Annotated in this window: 16 protein-coding genes and 1 pseudogene; 11 read left to right on the forward strand and 6 right to left on the reverse strand. The window is 63.4% G+C overall.

The genetic code is table 11. The features are described from left to right. On the forward strand, positions 1-393 hold a 393-nt coding region (locus Q0747_RS00005), incomplete at its 5' end, for a transposase (protein WP_298251231.1). A 20-nt stretch (positions 394-413) separates the two neighbouring features. Here the strand turns inward: Q0747_RS00005 and Q0747_RS00010 are convergent. Next, positions 414-713, reverse strand: a pseudogene (locus Q0747_RS00010) (ISL3 family transposase); the annotation flags it as partial. Between the two features lie 307 nt (positions 714-1,020). Between Q0747_RS00010 and Q0747_RS00015 the strand changes: the two are divergent. The 4 genes from Q0747_RS00015 (at position 1,021) to Q0747_RS00030 (ending at position 5,018) form a co-directional block, all read left to right on the forward strand. Next, entirely contained in the window at positions 1,021-2,193 is a 1,173-nt protein-coding gene (locus Q0747_RS00015; protein WP_298251232.1) for an SPFH domain-containing protein, read from the forward strand. Between the two features lie 302 nt (positions 2,194-2,495). Beyond that, positions 2,496-3,131: a YbjQ family protein gene (locus Q0747_RS00020; RefSeq protein ID WP_298251233.1), complete on the forward strand. Its 636-nt coding sequence runs from the start codon at positions 2,496-2,498 to the stop codon at positions 3,129-3,131. A gap of 604 nt (positions 3,132-3,735) precedes the next feature. Continuing rightward, positions 3,736-3,981 carry a hypothetical protein gene (locus tag Q0747_RS00025; RefSeq protein ID WP_298251234.1) on the forward strand — a complete coding sequence of 82 codons (246 nt, stop codon included), beginning with the start codon at positions 3,736-3,738 and terminating at the stop codon, positions 3,979-3,981. Continuing rightward, the gene (locus tag Q0747_RS00030; RefSeq protein ID WP_298251235.1) at positions 3,978-5,018 is read left to right on the forward strand and encodes an SRPBCC domain-containing protein; all 1,041 of its coding nucleotides are present in this window, start codon (positions 3,978-3,980) and stop codon (positions 5,016-5,018) included. The genes Q0747_RS00025 and Q0747_RS00030 overlap by 4 nt, the downstream gene beginning before the upstream one ends. A 304-nt stretch (positions 5,019-5,322) precedes the next feature. Here the strand turns inward: Q0747_RS00030 and Q0747_RS00035 are convergent, their stop codons facing one another. From Q0747_RS00035 to Q0747_RS00050, 4 genes are all read right to left on the reverse strand, one after another. Next, positions 5,323-5,946, reverse strand: coding sequence for a class I SAM-dependent methyltransferase (locus Q0747_RS00035; RefSeq protein ID WP_367277646.1), 624 nt, complete (start codon positions 5,944-5,946; stop codon positions 5,323-5,325). Between the two features lie 830 nt (positions 5,947-6,776). Further along, positions 6,777-7,004, reverse strand: a complete 228-nt coding sequence (locus Q0747_RS00040) for a helix-turn-helix transcriptional regulator (protein ID WP_298251734.1) — start codon at positions 7,002-7,004, stop codon at positions 6,777-6,779. After that, on the reverse strand, positions 7,001-7,396 hold the full coding sequence (locus tag Q0747_RS00045) for a hypothetical protein (RefSeq protein ID WP_298251237.1): 396 nt from the start codon (positions 7,394-7,396) through the stop codon (positions 7,001-7,003). Before Q0747_RS00045 ends, Q0747_RS00040 begins: the two co-directional genes overlap by 4 nt. An 850-nt stretch (positions 7,397-8,246) precedes the next feature. Further along, positions 8,247-8,681: a DUF1643 domain-containing protein gene (locus Q0747_RS00050; RefSeq protein WP_298251238.1), complete on the reverse strand. Its 435-nt coding sequence runs from the start codon at positions 8,679-8,681 to the stop codon at positions 8,247-8,249. A 337-nt stretch (positions 8,682-9,018) separates the two neighbouring features. Here Q0747_RS00050 and Q0747_RS00055 point away from each other — a divergent pair, with 337 nt between their 5' ends. The 3 genes from Q0747_RS00055 (at position 9,019) to Q0747_RS00065 (ending at position 11,254) form a co-directional block, all read left to right on the forward strand. Beyond that, positions 9,019-9,357, forward strand: a complete 339-nt coding sequence (locus Q0747_RS00055; protein WP_367277626.1) for a TIGR00366 family protein — start codon at positions 9,019-9,021, stop codon at positions 9,355-9,357. 65 nt (positions 9,358-9,422) lie between these two features. Then, positions 9,423-10,235 (forward strand): glycosyltransferase, encoded by an 813-nt coding sequence (locus Q0747_RS00060; protein WP_298251239.1) that lies wholly within the window; start codon positions 9,423-9,425, stop codon positions 10,233-10,235. Continuing rightward, positions 10,208-11,254: a glycosyltransferase gene (locus Q0747_RS00065; protein WP_298251240.1), complete on the forward strand. Its 1,047-nt coding sequence runs from the start codon at positions 10,208-10,210 to the stop codon at positions 11,252-11,254. The genes Q0747_RS00060 and Q0747_RS00065 overlap by 28 nt, the downstream gene beginning before the upstream one ends. A gap of 4 nt (positions 11,255-11,258) precedes the next feature. Here Q0747_RS00065 and Q0747_RS00070 read toward each other — a convergent pair whose 3' ends face one another. Next, positions 11,259-12,173 (reverse strand): 2-hydroxyacid dehydrogenase, encoded by a 915-nt coding sequence (locus Q0747_RS00070; protein WP_298251241.1) that lies wholly within the window; start codon positions 12,171-12,173, stop codon positions 11,259-11,261. Between the two features lie 168 nt (positions 12,174-12,341). Between Q0747_RS00070 and Q0747_RS00075 the strand changes: the two genes are divergently transcribed. The 3 genes from Q0747_RS00075 (at position 12,342) to Q0747_RS00085 (ending at position 16,699) form a co-directional block, all read left to right on the forward strand. Beyond that, positions 12,342-13,724 (forward strand): D-arabinono-1,4-lactone oxidase, encoded by a 1,383-nt coding sequence (locus tag Q0747_RS00075; RefSeq protein WP_298251242.1) that lies wholly within the window; start codon positions 12,342-12,344, stop codon positions 13,722-13,724. A 69-nt stretch (positions 13,725-13,793) separates the two neighbouring features. Next, positions 13,794-14,624, forward strand: coding sequence for a glycosyltransferase family 8 protein (locus Q0747_RS00080; RefSeq protein WP_298251243.1), 831 nt, complete (start codon positions 13,794-13,796; stop codon positions 14,622-14,624). A 245-nt stretch (positions 14,625-14,869) separates the two neighbouring features. Continuing rightward, positions 14,870-16,699, forward strand: a complete 1,830-nt coding sequence (locus Q0747_RS00085) for an immune inhibitor A domain-containing protein (protein WP_298251244.1) — start codon at positions 14,870-14,872, stop codon at positions 16,697-16,699. The last annotated feature ends 188 nt before the right edge of the window (positions 16,700-16,887 follow it).

Consider the following 16,887-nt stretch of genomic DNA (forward strand, 5'->3'; position numbering starts at 1 on the left):
GCAGAGAACCTCACTGACAAGCAGCGCGCCCGGTTCATCACAGCGATCGAAGCCCATGAAGCGCACGAGGAGGTGTTCATCGCGTGGCAGTGCGCCCAGCAACTCCGTGATGCGTACCGGCAGAAGGACCTGAGCCTCGGGCGGCGGATTGCCGAGAAAGTCGTCGAGACGTTCCCTACCTGCCCAATCCCCGAAATCGCGAGGCTCGGACGGACCCTCAAGCGCTGGCGGGAAGCGTTCCTGGCGTACTTCACCACCGACCGGGCAAACAATGGTGGGACCGAAGCCGTGAACGGGATCATCGAACTCCACCGTCGGCTTGCCCGCGGCTACCGCAACCGCCACAACTACCGGCTCAGAATGCTCCTCGCCGCAGGCGGCCTCACACCATGACCCCTACCGGATGTCCGAAGAGCCGCTTTCGTGGTGTCCTGCCGCCACACATGCCCGCAGCTGCCGCACCGGTAGCGGCGGATCGTGATCAGTAGTGTGGTCGGTCGCCAACCCAGAGGCTCGTGCGCCAACCGGCGAGTCACCGTATCCCGTGGGACACCTCCGGCTCCGCAGCGACGGCACCACTGATCCGGTTCCACCACCCTGCATGCAAGCACGGCACGATCAAGTTCAATACGTTGTCCAATGACGACGAGCCCGAGCTCATCGAGGCGGCAGAACGTAGTCAGGTCAGGGCGCTTGAAGGTAGCGTCATCCATGTCGAGGTCTTCCAAATGGCCGGCGTGAGAACCACCATTCTCGGAAGACCTCGGCGCCTACCTCAAGACCAACGCGCCACCGCGGCTACACCCTGGAATCGGATGAGCCCAGTAAGCCCCTCATCCTTCAGCCTTGGGTAATGAACGATCGAAATCTCCTGACGCGGCGCACCATCCAGAACACGAAAACGGCAATGAGAACAGATCACCGGAAAAACCTCTCCCGTGTGCTTGACTTGACGCGTTGAACTGAGCAACGGGCAATTCATGGGCTCTAGACGAGGTTACCTATGACGGAGGAACAGGAATGGGTTTAATCAAGGCTGCTATGGGCGCTATCGGCAGTACCTCTGCTGACCAGTGGAAGGATTTCCTCACTGTCCCCGCCAGCATTCCGCCAACAGCTGCGCTCTTCCCTGCTGTGCGGTCGGGAGCCAATGCGAACCGTAACTCGAATACCCGCGGGTCGCAGGCAGTGGTGACCAACGGATCCAAGATCGTCGTACCCGAAGGCTACGGCTTGCTCCTGTTTCAGGACGGAGAACTTACTGCTGCCACAGATGTGCCTGGTGGGTACATTTGGAATTCAGACGAATTGGATTCCCAATCTTTTTTTGTCAGCGATGATCAGTTCGCGACGCTCGTGATTCAGTCCTGGGAACGCTTCAAGTTTGGTGGGCGCCCAGGTTCGCAGCAGCTAGCTCTGTTCGTTGCCCTTAAGGAGCTTCCGAACAATAAGTTCGGGACGCAGTCGCCAGTCTATTGGGACGACGCCTACTTCAATGCGCAGGTCGGCGTGCTGACATACGGAACCTACAGCATGAACATTGTCGATCCGATTTTGTTTGCGAAACGGTTCGTCCCGGCCATTTATTTGCAGGCCCAGGGCGTATTCGACTTCACCGACGCGACCAACGATGCTGCCACCCAACTATTTTCAGAAGTTGTAGGCTCACTCTCCGCGGCTTTCAGCTCATACACGAACCATCCTCAGCGAGGCAATCGCATTACAGCAATTCAGCGGGACTCGATTGGCTTTGCAGAACACCTTTCTGTTGCAGTGGAGAGCGCTTATCAGTGGAGGACCACTCGCGGTCTTGCTATCTCAAACGTCAGCATTATGGGCATACGCTATGACGAGAGCACCCAGGAGCTTCTGAAGTCTGTCCAACGCGCCGACGCGCTGGGTGGCGCGCGCGGACACGCCAATCTACAGGCGTCGGTTGCGGCCGGGTTGGAAACCGCCGGAGGTGAAAGCGGAGCCAACGGCATCCTCGGCATGGGCCTCGCAGCCGGCGCCTTGAATATTCCCTGGGCCATGCAGAAAGTCGAGACGCCAGAAACTCCTCCAGCGGGCGCCCTCCAAGAAACGCCCGACCTCGTAACCAAGCTGGAAGGACTTAAGCGTGCACTCGATGCTGGCCTGATCGATCAGGCGGAGTTCGATGCCGCCAAAGCAAAAGCACTTGGCCTTTCTTAAGAATTTAGTGATCGCGGGAGGCTTGGAGTTGCTTTGAAAGTAATTGAATGCAGTCGATGTGGCAGCGGGGAGCTCTCCAAGGAAAATAGATATGCAATATGCGCCTATTGTCGATCACGGCACGCATTGCAACCAGCGGACATCTCTCAACGAAAAACCATAGTCAATCTAGTTTCGGATATTCAGGTGCTACTTCAAAAATGTGAAACAGATCCTAGAAATCGACATCGCTATGCAAGCTTAGTCCTTGATATTGACCCCACCAATCAGCACGCCATGAAGTATCTACGATAGGAAGAATCGTGAAGACTAGAGAAATTGCAAGAAACTACCAACTTGACCCATCCACCTTTGACCAGTGGGTGAAGCAGTCCGGCCTGCAATTCAAGTCTGGCATTACCGGCCTAAGCGTCGACGACGGAATCAACATGGATGAAATGGTTGGCCATTACAACCAGTATCTTGTTCAGGAAAATGCGCGAAGAGCTGAGGAACAGGAACGCCTTGCGTTTGAGCACGCCAACGCACAGCAAGCGGAGTTTGAAAAGCAGCAGGCCCTGGCAAATATGCTTATCACCTCCGGTTTCAACTTTGACGGGTACACTATCACCAAGTACTCAGGCTATATCTCCGGAGACAGCGCAGTATCAATGGATCGCCCCACTCAGGGTTGGCTATCCGGTGTGAACAGGGATGTCGGCGAAGACTTACTCTCAGGCCTGTCGCACATCAGACGAAATGCCCTGGCGGAGTTGAAAGAAGCAGCTTACGCCCTTGGCTGCAACGCAGTAATCGGCGTAGATTTCGACTACCTGACTTTGGACCCTCAGACCGCAAGCAATACGGGCGGAACACTGTATCTACCGTTCCTCTTTGCCGTGACAGCCAATGGCAACGCTGTGGTCATCGAGAAAAACGAACACGCTGGTTCAGCCTAGCGAACACCGTGGCACGCTAGGCAATTACCTAAAGAACTGAACCGGCTCGATGTTTCGCTAAGATCTTGGAGCAACAACCGACCAGTCCAGCTTCATGGCTAGACCGATTACAGTCCACCAAGGAAATTGTGGGAAGCCGTTCGACTCTGTTCGCTGAGCGAGCCAAGCCGAACGCGCTCCTCCACTTCACGAGAATCCGTTGCAGATCCTCGCGCTGCTCCAAGGTGCTGACCTTGGCCGAACAGGTACTCCCTAGAGATCACACCACGCACATCAAAGGTCTTGTTTTACGTTGGTGAGAACAATCAGCATGAGACACATTGGTGGGCCTCGGTGCAGGAGCAGGGCTTCGCGGAAATGCTGGGCTCTCTAATCCACTGTCTAAACTGCCGAACTAGCCAACTGTTCAAGCAACAGTCGCCATGCCCCAAACCGTTCTGTGAATGTGCCGGACAGTACGTAGCTCTTGGACACGGTCCATGGAACACGACATGCCGCTTCCAGCACTCTCCGCCGAGGATGTCTCGTGGGCGGTCGCTTGTTGGACCGCCCGCTTTAGCAACGCAGGTTGACGGAATGTGAGGAAGCAACATAGGTTGACGTCATGGAGTCTTCAGAGGTTGCGAGTGTCGCAGCGGATACCACTGATCCGCGCGCCGGCCTGCGGGCCGTGGCATCGCTGCGCGTTCTCGCAGACGCGTTGGAGCTACGTCAGGTCGAGGCGGCTCTTCGCTCGGGCATGAACTGGCAGATGATCGCCGATGCACTGGGCGTGACGCGTCAAGCAGTCCACAAGAAATACTCCAAGCGCGTTGATCCTTCACTTATCACCACCAGGAGCCGACCATGAGTAAGTTCACCCGGTACGCGGCGACCAGTCAGTCCCTGGCGTTGGCCGCGATGGAGGAAGCATCCCGTAGGGGTCTGCGGGAGGCAGATCTTCAGGACCTGTTCCTCGCTCTGACCTTGAGCGATCAGCACGCCGGCCATGTCCTTCGCGACCTGGGGATCACCATCAACGCCGGCCGCGCGGCGGTGGAGCAATGCCAGAAGGACCAGATCGAGTCCCTGGGTATCAGCGCGTCCTTGCCCCCGGCTGGAGACATCGTCGTCCACAAGACCAGTGGGTACGAATTGTCCAAGCGTGCCCTGGCTCTCATCGGAAGGGCCGGCGACAAAGGCACGACGGCCGACGCTGCCGCGGTTCTACGTGAGCTCCTCGATGAACCCAGCGGAATCGTGACAGAGCTCCTCGAGCGGCTCAATACCACTCCCGGCCTGGTAATCGCCGCACTGGACCACCCATCAACACCTCTCCCCCAGGACAAGGCGACTCGGCCGCGTCGACGGGGTGAGAGCACGGTGATAAACGAGTCGTTTGTCCCCGCTCCGATCGATGAGGTGTGGGCCCTCCTTTCAGAGCCAGACCGGATCCCGGAATGGGACCCCACGGCCGGCACCGTCGAGAACGCTATCGCCAAGACTGCGTCCTCGCCCGCGACGGCAGGCAACCATGAATCCAACGGTGAGAAAGTACAGGCAGGCGCAACGTGGACGGTTTACGCGTCGACGACGCAACCGGACGGCAAACCCCGCAAGGTCAACGAGAAATTCCGTCGCCGAACACTTGAAGTTCTCCACGCCACTCCCCCACGTCGCATCAGCTGGTTCCTCACGTACCCGGACTCCATCACCAGCCCGCCCATCACCAGGACCTTCGACCTAGCCCCAGCGACGGGTGGAACACACCTGACCATCACCATGACCTGGGCGCAACGCCAAGGATGGCAACAACTCCTAAGCCCTGTGCTGCTGCCCCTTCGACGGTTCCTGACCTGGATCATGGTCACCCAGATCAGAAACACGATCAGTCGCACCTTCCGCTAGGCATCCCCATCACACGGCGGCGTCCATCGGTGACAGCGCGCACGACCAAAGTGCGCGGCGACGAAGCCCCACGCGTGCACGGTCGGCGACACGGACCACACACCGGGTACGCGCGACTCTTCACCCCACGCAGACGCCTGGTCCTATCGATCGCTCACCGCCACAAAGACCACGCCGCATACAGTTGCGGTCTACCCTCACCCGCTGCCGAACCCTGCCACCGGTCCTGTCAAAGGATCGTTCACGAACGGGATATGGGAATGTCTCCCAACGCCGCTTCAACGCCTGCAACGACAACTACGGGCTAATAGGGCTTATGTCCGTAGAGGCGATAGCGGCGCTGGGTGATCCGGAGTGGGCCGCTGCGGTCCAGTTCCTGCAGTGTTTCCAGGTGGTCGTCGATTTGGAAACCGGGAACGTCCCAAGGGACCAGTGCCATGTAGGTCATGAGAGCCTCCAAGTCGGCAAACCCCATGAATCCTGCCCATTCTTCGGCCACGTCGACAGCGAGACCGGCCCTTACAACGGCCTCTCGCTCTGTGTTCAGACGGATATCCAGGTACTGTTGCTCGCCGCCAAACCAATCGCGCAACTCCTGCGCGTCCCGTCCGTCGACCTGCTGACTGAGGATTACCCCACCCGGTGCTAGCGTTCGGGCGACTTCTGCGGCGTCGAGCGTCTCATGACGACACATGATCAGGTCGAGCGAATCATCGTCGAACGGCAGTGCGTCCCCGGCATCTGCGTCGTACTCGACCACTTCGACCCCGACCGCGGCTAAATTCTTGCGCGCCACCGGGACATTCGGTTCCCAGGCTTCCGTCGCAATCAGGTGCGGCCGCGTACCGTCCGTCAGCTGCGACAACAACCGCAGTACTCGCTCCCCGCCACCGGTACCCATATCGAGAACCCGTTTCGCGGACGGCAGCGCATCGAGGCAGTCGGTTTCAAAATCCTAGGGTGGATCCTCGTGATCCAGTCGTCCATCCAGGACTGAGAAGTCCCAACCTTGCATCACGACCTCACCATGGACCTGGCGAAGGCGGTCCAACAGATTCGCAAGCGTCATGACTTGAGTATCGCTGATGGGACTCGCATCTCACGGCGATGAGTCTAAGAGAGTGAGCACGCCGCCCACTTCGATTCAGGAACGGCTTGCGGGCCGGCGACCAGCCATAAAGTGCTGCGAAGAACGCGCCGTCCACTGTCACACACAACTGAATTCTCCTGCCCGGTGGCAGACCCCGCCGCTCGTCCGGTCAAGAGATCCTTTGATGAGCGGGACCGGATGAGGGTCACCACGCTTGAATCTGCGTATCCAACCTCGAACGGGCACTGTCTCGAGCAGGTTATGTGGAATTCTATGGAGCCAGCTTTGTCGCGGAGCCTATTCACGGACCAGTGACGGTCGCCAGCCCGACGCCGCAGCGATTCACGGCAGCAGATCGATAACCTACAAACTGGACCGGCACACGTACGATTCAATGCGACGGATACCTACGAAACGATCAGCTACTTCGTCTGCATCCTTGGTGGGGCGGGCCTGATCATCAGGAGCTCCCTGTGGCCGATTCGGCATCCGCGGAAACCGGGCGAGCCATTGAGCAGAGAACGAAAGACCTGGATGGTGCTACCTCTGATCGGATCCGTACTTATCCTTGCTGCGCTTTTGACTCTGTGCCTAGAGAAAGTCGACGCGCACTGGTCGCTCCTCGGCCGATCCCTTCGCCGTCCTCGTTCATCAGCTGGTCCAGGAGTTCAAGCGCCGGCGTCGACGAGTGCGAGATCTTCCGGGTCCGCAGTGAAGACGTCTTCGATACTCGTGCCGAAGACATGAACTATGCGGAAAGCCAACTGCAAGGTGGGCTGGAAGCGTCCATTCTCCAGAGCAACGATGGTCTGCCGGGACACGAGCACTCTGCGAGCCAGCTCCGCCTGGCTCCACCGTCTTTCAGCCCGAAGAACACGGAATCGGTTGGATATCACTCCATCTCCCGACTGAGCCGTGCCCATGTCAAGATCCAGATGAGTCCTGCTGCGGCCGATACTACGGCGGTTGTCATGCGTGGAGCTCCTGCGAATGCTTCAAGGAGCGAGTAGCCGAAACCACCGACCACGACGACGGGCACGGTCACCATCGAGGCTCGTGCAACGTTCTCGCGTTCGACCCCCACCTGGTCCTGACGATGTGTCGCTCGAATGGTAACCCCGAAGAACACAGCCAACGCGGCGATTGCTCCGCCGCCGAGTACGGCAGTCCACCACGTCGGCACCTGGTCCGCGGTGTTGTAGAGGACGATCGCCAACACGGTGAGCAACACGTAAGAGATCAAGCTCGCCAGAAAGACCACTGCTTCGCCCTTGGTAAAAATCCTCATGCTCCACGGTAAAGCTGACATATCGCAAAGACAAGTTAACTTACCTAAAACAAGTCGCATGGCGAAGAAGAGCACAAGCTGCCACGATGCTCGACGGCGCTGTGAGTACTTCCTCCCACCCTGCGATGAAACTCCCCGAGAGACCACATTCCTCCAGGAACCACCACTTGACGCCCGGGGCTGCTGCACAGCTAGGCGACATCCTGATCTGGCATTCCCGCCGAAGAGCCATGAGGAATGTTTTTATGTCTAGGCCCTACCCGGGCGAGGTCCATGACGACGTGGTCCACGTCGCCCTCAACCGCGAGCCCGGAGTCCTAATCGAGCAGATTGCGAAAGACTTTGGAGTTCAGCCGCCGATGACGCCGCAGAAGTGGCTGCATTGCGCCCACATTGACAAGAGTGGCAGGCCCGGCCGATCCCGCACCGAGGCAGCCGAGGTCCGGGAGCTGCGGAAGCGGAACCGTCTGGTCGAGCAGGAGAACGAGGTCCTCCGGCGGGCTGCAACATATCTGTCACAGATGAACCTGTCGAGAGAAGGTTCTCCCCGCTCGTGATTGAGCTCGCCGAAGCAGCGATCCCTGAGACGGTGGTGTGCTCAGGTGCTCAAGCCCTCCTGCCAGCCCTACACCCGATGACTGGCCGCTCCATCATCACCAGCAAGGTGGTGGAGGCAAATCGCGCGAATGCGCTGTCCGACGCGAATCGTGTCGAGCAACGCCTGGTTCAGCGCGGTCGGCAAGCCCAAGCGGGGCAAGGGCCGCCACCCCTGCCCCTTCGTCGACCACGACCTCTGCTCCGTCGCCGGCCAGACCGCTAGGTGAATGCCGCGACTCCGGATCCTGAGGTTCTAGGTGCTGCGTGGATTCCACGACGCCAAGGGTGTGGTGCCCTGGACATAGAGCGGGTGACGGGGATGGCCCTCCTTCGTCGTTCCCCAGCATCGCAGGTCTACGCCCTCACCACGGAGGACCTCAAAGACCGCTAGAGCCCTTGCCCGGGCAAAAGGATGTGCACCCCAGGCGGCGACGATCGTGGTGCTCGTTCGAGCTGCTTCGAGGATGTACTTGTCATTCTCAGGACCGATTGCATCTGGCGCTGCTCTGAGGCCCTCAGGGTCGGTACTGCGCAGTGCGAACAGATTCACCACCCGCAGGCCGTCAGCGCCTGCCGCGTCGGCAAGGGAGATGCAGCGCCTGATCGTGCGGTCATCCTGCAGCGCATCAGCAATGGAGGGATTCAGCATGATCACCGTCAGGAGCGACGGTGATCCCGCTGTCTCCACTGACGAGTGAGCTGGTACCGGAAGGACGCTGTGCTCACTGCTGTCCTCAGGGGATCTCTCAGGGACATGGCGATTTCGGACATACAAGCATTGTGCCCCACCAACCAGGGCGTACCCAGAACCCCCGTGCAGGTGTACGTCCTCGTGTTCCTCGTCGCCCCAGTGATGTCCCTCATCATTTGGGCCCCGGCCTGGCTATCGGCGGACTGCTCGCGAAGGAGGTCGCTGCGTAGGCACGGGCCTAGGAGATGCCCCTGCACTTCCCCGTGCTGGTCGCGGCACGCTGCTCCGAATTCGCCGCCAGATCCTCCTGCAGTTCCCGCTCTACGCTGGCATCATGGGCATCACCGTGTTGATCGACCTCGAGTCCGACGGCATCGCGAGCATTGCCAGCCCCTCGACGTTCGGCGTGCTCGCACTACTCTCCGGCGCCCTCGTGAACTTCTTCGTCCCCTCCGGCGGTGGACAGTTCGCGGTGCAGGCCCCGAGGATGCTCGACGCCGCAGCCCGGCTCGAGGTGGACCCCTCGGTGGCCATCACGGCGATCTCCTACGGGGACCAGCGGACCCCCGTCCTGTCACCACAGGTACGAACCGCTGCAGGAGAGCGCCGTGGCAGCCGGCACCGCACCGGAGCGGTATTCTTCACTGTCGTTGCACCTCTCCACCTGACCTGACGGGACCTGATGTTCGTGACCAGTTCGTACGGCGATCGTGGGCGCCGTGCGTCCCGTGCCGAGCAGTGACCTCCTCGAGCACTACCGCGTCGACGCTGGTGGTCATCCCCGCGTTCGGATCGCCCGAGCTGACCGATGCGGTGGTGCATGATCTGTGCCGCGACGGGAATGATCTGGACCCGGACGTGCGGATCGTGGTGGTCGACAACGCCGGGGACTACGTCCTCCCGCAGGGGCGCATCGAGGTCCACCGCCCGGGGCGGAACCTGCGGTGGATCGGCGCCGCGAACTGGGCCCTGGAGACGTCGTCGAGGGATGGACACGCTGTCTGCGTGGTGCTGAACAACGACATCCGGCTCTCACCCGGATTCCTCGACGGATTGCTCGCGCCGTTCTCGACGGCGGACGACATCGCTCTCGCGGCGTCCTGCTATGACGACTTCTGGCTCCACCAGCGGGCCCACACCATCCCGCCCACCGCGGCCGAGTACGTCCCGCGCGACGTGTTGCGCGACGTCGACTTCTGTGACGGCACAGCGATCGCGTTCGCGGTGCCTGCCGTCGTCGAGCTGGGGGGTCTCGATGAGGTGACCTTCCAACGCCATGGCTACGGTGCCGATATCGACCTGGCGATCCGGGTGCGGGCGGCCGGGCTGCGGTGCGTGGTCACCGAGGGTGCCTACGTCTCGCACCTGCGGCGCCAGACGATGAACCGGACCGGCCAGACCGCGGAGAACAACCGGGCGGAGATCCTGGACGGACTGGACGCCAAGTGGGGCGAGGGATGGCGGGCGGACGTGGGGCTCGGCCCGGACTCGTTCCCCGCCCACAACGTCGGCAGCGGCGCGTCGTGGTACCTGACCCCTCCGGTGTGGTGAGCCGCCTCAGCGGGTCACCGGGGCGGATCGTCTACGCGGGCTTCGCCACGGCCCACCACAGCGGAGGCGTGCACGTGATGACCCAGCACGTCCGGCTGCTGCGTGAGCGCGGCCACGAGGCCTGGTTGTGGCTGCCCGATCCGGCTGACCGTACCGACTGGATCGAGGACGACGTACCGATGCTGTTCGGTGCCACCACTCCGATCAGCGCGGATGACCTTCTGGTGCTGCCGGAGACACCGACCGTCCACGGCCGCGATCCGGCCCCCGGGGCGCGCAAGGTCATCTTCAACCAGAATCACTTCTACACCTTCGCCGCAGGTGCTCCCGGCGAGGATTTCCCCGGGTGGTCACCGACTCCGGCGATCTGGGTCGTGTCTGCGGAGAGCCGCGACGTGCTGGCCGTCGTGCTGCCCGGACTGCCGGTGAGCGTTGTGCCCAACCCGGTGGACGGCGAATTGTTCAGTCCCGTCGCGACCGAGCAGGTGCGGGTGAGCTGGCTGCCCAGGAAGCGCCCGCGGGAGGCCTCGCTGCTGAAGCGGCTGCTGGCCGCCGACCCTCGGCTCGCCGGGGTCGATCTGGTGGAGCTGATCCGGACCCCGCGGGAGGAGGTGGCCGCCACCCTAGGGAGCTCGGCGGTCTTCGTCGCACTGGGACACAGCGAGAGCTTCGGTCTGCCGGTCGCCGAGGCTCTGGCGTCGGGCTGCCTGGTGGCCGGTTACGACGGCGGGGGTGGTCACGAACTGTTCGAGGCACCCGGTGCGTGGCGGGTCCCGGACCAACGACCGCTGCTGATCCGCGACCGGGTGGCGGACCTCGTCCAGAACGTCGCGGCCCTGTCCCCGGTGCGCGCCGCGAACCGCGTCTGGGTGCTCGATCGCTACACGTTCGCCCGCACCGGCGCAGCGTTGGAGGAGGCGGTCGCGGCGGCGCGGGCCCGGCCTGGGAACGACGCCGTTGCCGTCCATCCGACCGCCTGGCTCGACACCCTCGGTCCGCACTTCACGGCGTACGCCTGAGGCCTCAGTCGGCGCTCTTCACCACGTTGACGAGGTCCTCGCCGGCCACGTACCGGCGCACCTGCTCGTTGACCAGGGCGAACGCGCGCGGACCGGACTGCGCGATGGAGCCGGCCGCATGCGGGGTGATGATCAGGTTCGGCGCAGTCCACAGCGGATGATCGGCCGGCAATGGCTCCGGCTCCATCACGTCCAGGGCGGCCCGCAGCCGACCGGTCGTCAGCTCGGCCAGCAGTGCCGGGGTGTCGACGATCTTACCGCGGGCAACGTTGACCAGCAGGGCGCCGTCGGGCATCCGGGACAGGAACTCGGCATCCACGAGTCCGGTGGTGGCCGGGGTGAGCGGAACGGTCAGCACCACCACGTCGGCCTCGGGCAGCAGGTCCGGCAGCTCCGAGGTGGCGTGGATGCCGTCGCGTGCCGTGTGCGCCACGAGCACGGGGACGGCGTCGAAAGCCCGCAGCCGGCGGGCGGTCTGCTCTCCGAGGTCGCCGGCGCCGATGATCAGCACCCGCTTGTCACGCAGGTCGTCCGCCTCCATCGGGTCCCATCGACCCTGTCGCTGCGCTTCGACGAAATGGGGCAGCCGTCGCAGCGTGGCGAGGACGACGGTCAGGACCAGCTCGGCGACCGCCGGGCCGTGCACACCGCGCGCGGTGCACAGCGTCACACCGGCCGGGACGTGGTCGATGATGTCCTCGATGCCGGCACTCGTCAGCTGGGTGACCTCGAGCTTCGGCATGGCGGCGAACTTGTAGTCGAGGTTGGTGGAGTCCTCGACCTGCGGTACCCAGAATACGGTCTCCTCCAGACGGTCGGGCTTCTCGCCCTCGCCGTCCCACACGATCACCTCCACTCCGGCGGGAAGGGGTCCGAGGAGTTCACGGGCATTCGAATCGGGTATGCATACGACAGTCACCGCTCAAGTCTAGTCACCGCCGTGACCGTGCCTCGGTTAGTGTGATTCTGGGACTTCTACAGAAGTACGAAATATGTTCGGGGTATGGGAACTACCAGCGCCGCCGAACCAGTTGTGCAGAGCACTGCGGCTTCGCAGGCAGGACCGAACTCCTACAGGAGATGTGCCATGGATACCACCCAGCTCGCCTACCCCCGTCAGGAGCAGGACCTCGCCGGCGAGGACACCCGGCTCCGGAACTGGGCCAGGAACTCCCGCCTGGGTCCGATCGGCTCTGTGATCGCCCCGGCCACGGAGTCGGAGCTGTGCCACTTCCTGTCCACCAGTGACGGCCCGGTCCGGATGATCGGGAGCCGGATGTCCCCCGGCAGGATGATCGAGGTGGCGAACGGGAGCGGCACGCTGCTGGACCTGAGCAGGCTGAGCGGCCTGATCTCGAGCACCGAGGACACCGCGACGTTCGCCGGATCCACCCCGCTGGCCGAGGTGTACTCGTTCCTGTCGGCGCGAGGCCAGATGCTGGACGCCTCACCCGGGGTGATCGCCGAGCAGACACTGGCCGGCGCCCTGTCCACCGGGACCCACGGCCAGGGCCTGCAGCAGAGCTCGATCGCGGGTGCCGCGCTGGCCATCCGCGTGGTGCTGGCCGACGGCACGGTCGCGGAGTACGCGCAGGACCACCCGGACTTCCCCGCCGTCCAGCTCGGCCTCGGCTCGTTGGGCGTCATCACCGCTGTGACACTGCGCGCGCGGGAGTCGATGATCTACACGTGCGTCAAGAGGGCCGTCGACGCGGGCACCCTGGAGACGGACCTAGGAACCTGGAACCGGGAGAACATCCTGGTCAAGGCGTGGTGGTTCCCGCAGGAGAACCAGGTGCAGGTGTGGACCGCCAACGAGGCGTCCGACGACGACGTCGTGCGGTATCGAGCCGGCCACAGCGAGTTGCTGGAGCATGCGACCACCAACGCGACCATGAACAGCACGATCGAGTCCACGCTGCAGCACCTCCGCGACGACAGCAAGGGTGTCGCCGACAACGGCAAGTCGCTCCGCACGGTGTCGCGCTTCCGGGACTTCACCGACGTCACGGGTGACATCTACCAGGTGTTCTGCCGGGGCATCGCGACCCCCCAGATCAACGTCGAGATCGGTATCCCGCTGGCCCGGGCCGGAGCGGTGATCAGGAAGATCAAGGACTGGCACGCGGAGACGCGTCCCCGGATGCACTACCCGGTGATCCTGCGCTGCACCGGCCCGTCCGAGGGGTGGCTGAGCCCGTCCCACGGCCAGGACACCTGCTACTTCGGTTTCGTGGTCTACTACGCGGCCGATGGCTCGCTGTCCGAGGAGGGCGACAACTTCCTCCGGGCCGTGGAGCGGGCCCTGGCCGAGGAGGGCGGCCGTCCCCACTGGGGCAAGTACTTCGACGAGTCCCTCTACGACTGGCCGGCGCTCTACCCCCAGTGGGAAGCGTTCCGCCGCGTGCGCGAGACGCTCGATCCGCACCACCGCTTCGCCAACGCGTTCACCGCGGCCCTGCTCGACTGATCCGACACGGCCACTCTCCCGATCCCCCCTCGCAATTCCTGGACAGGAGCACCACCGATGAACGCCTGGGTGACCTTGCTGACCCAACCCGACTACGTGGTCGGGGTCCGGACGCTGCGGGCCTCGCTGGCGGCCTCCGGCAGTGATGCCCCCCTCGTGGTCATGGTGACCGAGGGGATCGACGAACAGACCCGCCGCCTCCTGCAGGACGACGGGTGCCTCCTGCGCGACGTGGCACCGCTGCGGCCGGCCGGGGGGTCGGCGGACAGCTACGCCAACGCCCGGTTCGCGGAGGTGTGGACCAAGCTGGCCGTCTGGGGACTCACGGAGTTCGAGCGCGTCGTCTTCCTGGACGCCGACATGCTGGTGACCCGCACCATGGACGAGCTGTTCTCGCTGGACCTGGCCGACGGCGCCATCGCCGCCTGCCACGCCTGCCGGTGCAACCCCAACCGGATTACGAGTTATCCGGCGGCCTGGACGCCTGAGACCTGCTTCTACACGCACTGCCGCGGCGGGGACCACGTCACCGAACCGGATGCGACGGACAACTATTTGAACGGCGGCTTCCTCGTGCTGACGCCCGACCAGGCTGTCCACGCCGACATGGTGGCGCGGCTGGCGGTCGTGGACGATCTGTCGGACTACCCGTTCGCCGAACAGGACTTCCTCAACGAGTTCTACCGCGACCGCTGGCAGCCGCTACCGTACGTGTACAACGCGCTGAAGACCCTGCCGCACCAGCACCCGCAGGTCTGGGATCCGGCGGCGGTGAAGAACATCCACTACATCATCGACAAGCCGTGGGCCAAGCCCCTCGACCCCACCGACCGGTACGCCGAGGTGAACCGGCTCTGGTGGGAGATGGCCGACACGCTGGGCGCACCCGTTCCCTCCTGACGCCGGCGGTCGAAGTACCGGACGCCGCACCGTGTCCGAGATGCAAGGCGGCGACGCCTCGTTGCCGGCCCTGGCACCTTCGGGGCTGTCAAGAAGGATCGCCGACTCGCCGCCTACCTCCTGTGTCCACGACGGGTGCTATCGTCTCCTCCAGAATATGTGACCTAGGCAACATATTCGGCTCCCCGGGCCCTCGACCCGAGGAGCCTCTTGCTCCGACTGGGACATTTCACTAAGGAGAACCCTTGAATCTCACCACTCATACCCGGAGGCTGCGGTGCGCGATGGCGCTCGCCGTGACCAGTGCTGTCGCGCTTGCTCCCGTGAGCGCGCAGGCCACCACCGATACCACCGCGGACTCATCGGCCGCGAGCACCTCGTTCTCGTCCTCGCCCAGCGCCGACGGCACGGCGAAGAAACTCGACGACCGCGCCGACCCCGCCGCCGAGCAACGCCGTGAACTGAACCGGCAGGCCGTGGAGAAGGTCATCTCCGGCGAGGCGAAGGTGGAGAACCGTAACGGGTCCAAGGCGGTGAAGATCGCTCCGGGCCAGTGGGCACAGTACGGGCTGCAGGACAGCGACCAGATCCTCTCCTTCCTCGTCGATTTCGGGGACCAGGTGGACCCGCGCTTCCCGTCATCGGCACCCGGCCCCGCCCACGACTCCATCCCCGAGCCGAACCGTACGGTGGACAACTCCACCTACTGGTCCGACAGTTTCGACCGCGAGCACTACCTCGACATGTTCTTCAGCGAGGAGGACGAGTCCCTCAAGGGTGTCTACGAGGAGATGTCCAGTGGCAGGTACACGGTCGACGGTGACGTCAGCGACTGGGTGACCGTTCCCTACAACTCGGCCAGCTACGGGCAGACCGAGAGCCAGGCGGACATGACCCGCTTCGTGCAGGACACGGCCAACGCCTGGTACGACGCGCAGATCGCCGCCGGCAAGACGCCTGCCGAGATCGACGCCTACCTCGCGACCTTCGATCAGTGGGACCGCTACGACTTCGACAAGGACGGCGACTTCGACGAGCCCGACGGGTACATCGATCACTTCCAGGCGATCCACGCCGGAGAGGGTGAAGAAGCGGGCGCGGCAGGATCGGCCATCTGGTCGCACCGCTGGTCCGTCGGCCAGGCCGGCCGCGGTACCTCCGGTCCCGCCGCCAATCCGTTCGGCGGCGTCAAGATCGGCAACTCGAACGTCTGGATCCGCGACTACACAACGGAGCCGGAGAACGGCGGCCTCGGGGTGTTCGCCCACGAGTTCGGCCACGACCTCGGCCTGCCCGATCTCTACGACACGAGTGGTGGAGAGAACGGTACGGGCTTCTGGACCCTCATGAGCTCCGGCTCCTGGCTCAGCCACGGTGATGGTGCGATCGGTACCACCCCGAACCACATGGGCGCCTGGGAGAAGCTGCAGCTCGGCTGGCTGGACTACGAGACGGCCACGGCAGGAGCGAAGTCGACCCACAAGCTCGGCCCGTCGTACCACGCCACGAAGGCACCCCAGGCCGTCGTCGTGAATCTTCCCAAGGACGCGGCCGGCAACAACCGCTTCTACATCGCCGAGAATCGCGTGTACGCGGGCTACGACGCCACGCTCGCCGTCGGACCCTACAACTTCGGCCGGGGCCTCACAGCTCCCGACACCGTTGAGCACTACGCCTACCAGGACGGCCTGAGCATCACGTACTGGAACACGGCGCAGCGCAACAACAACACGCGCCAGCACCCCGGAGCAGGCCTCGCGCTCCCCGTCGATGCACATCCGAAGGCCATGACCTGGTCCGACGGAACCGTGGTCCGCAACAGGATCCAGAGCTTCGACGCCACCTTCGGCAAGCAGGCCACCAATGCGCTCAGCCTCACTCGCGAGACCGCCGCCGGCCTCACCACCCTCACGGCACGATCGCAGCCGGGTGTCGCAGTCTTCGACGACACCGATCCGAACGCCTACTACGACGCCGCGAACCCCCAAGGGTCCGTGGTTGTTGCCGGCACCGGCACGAGGATCGAAGTCAAGCAGTCGAACTCCACCGGCATGCTGACCCTGCACGTTCGATAGGGCATCGGCGTCAGAACACCCAGGAGGAGCCGGGAGCGATCTCCCGGCTCCTTCCCTGTGCAAGCGGCCCGACGAGGTCGCTCGGTCGTCGCTCACGATCCAGCAGCGGTGGGCGGCCGAGCATCCGGAAGCGAACGGTCAAGCGCAGGCACACTCGCCAGACATGGATCGCCGGCGCTGACCGGATA

It is taken from the genome of uncultured Arthrobacter sp., assembly GCF_947493765.1.
Taxonomy (GTDB): Bacteria; Actinomycetota; Actinomycetes; order Actinomycetales; family Micrococcaceae; genus Arthrobacter_D.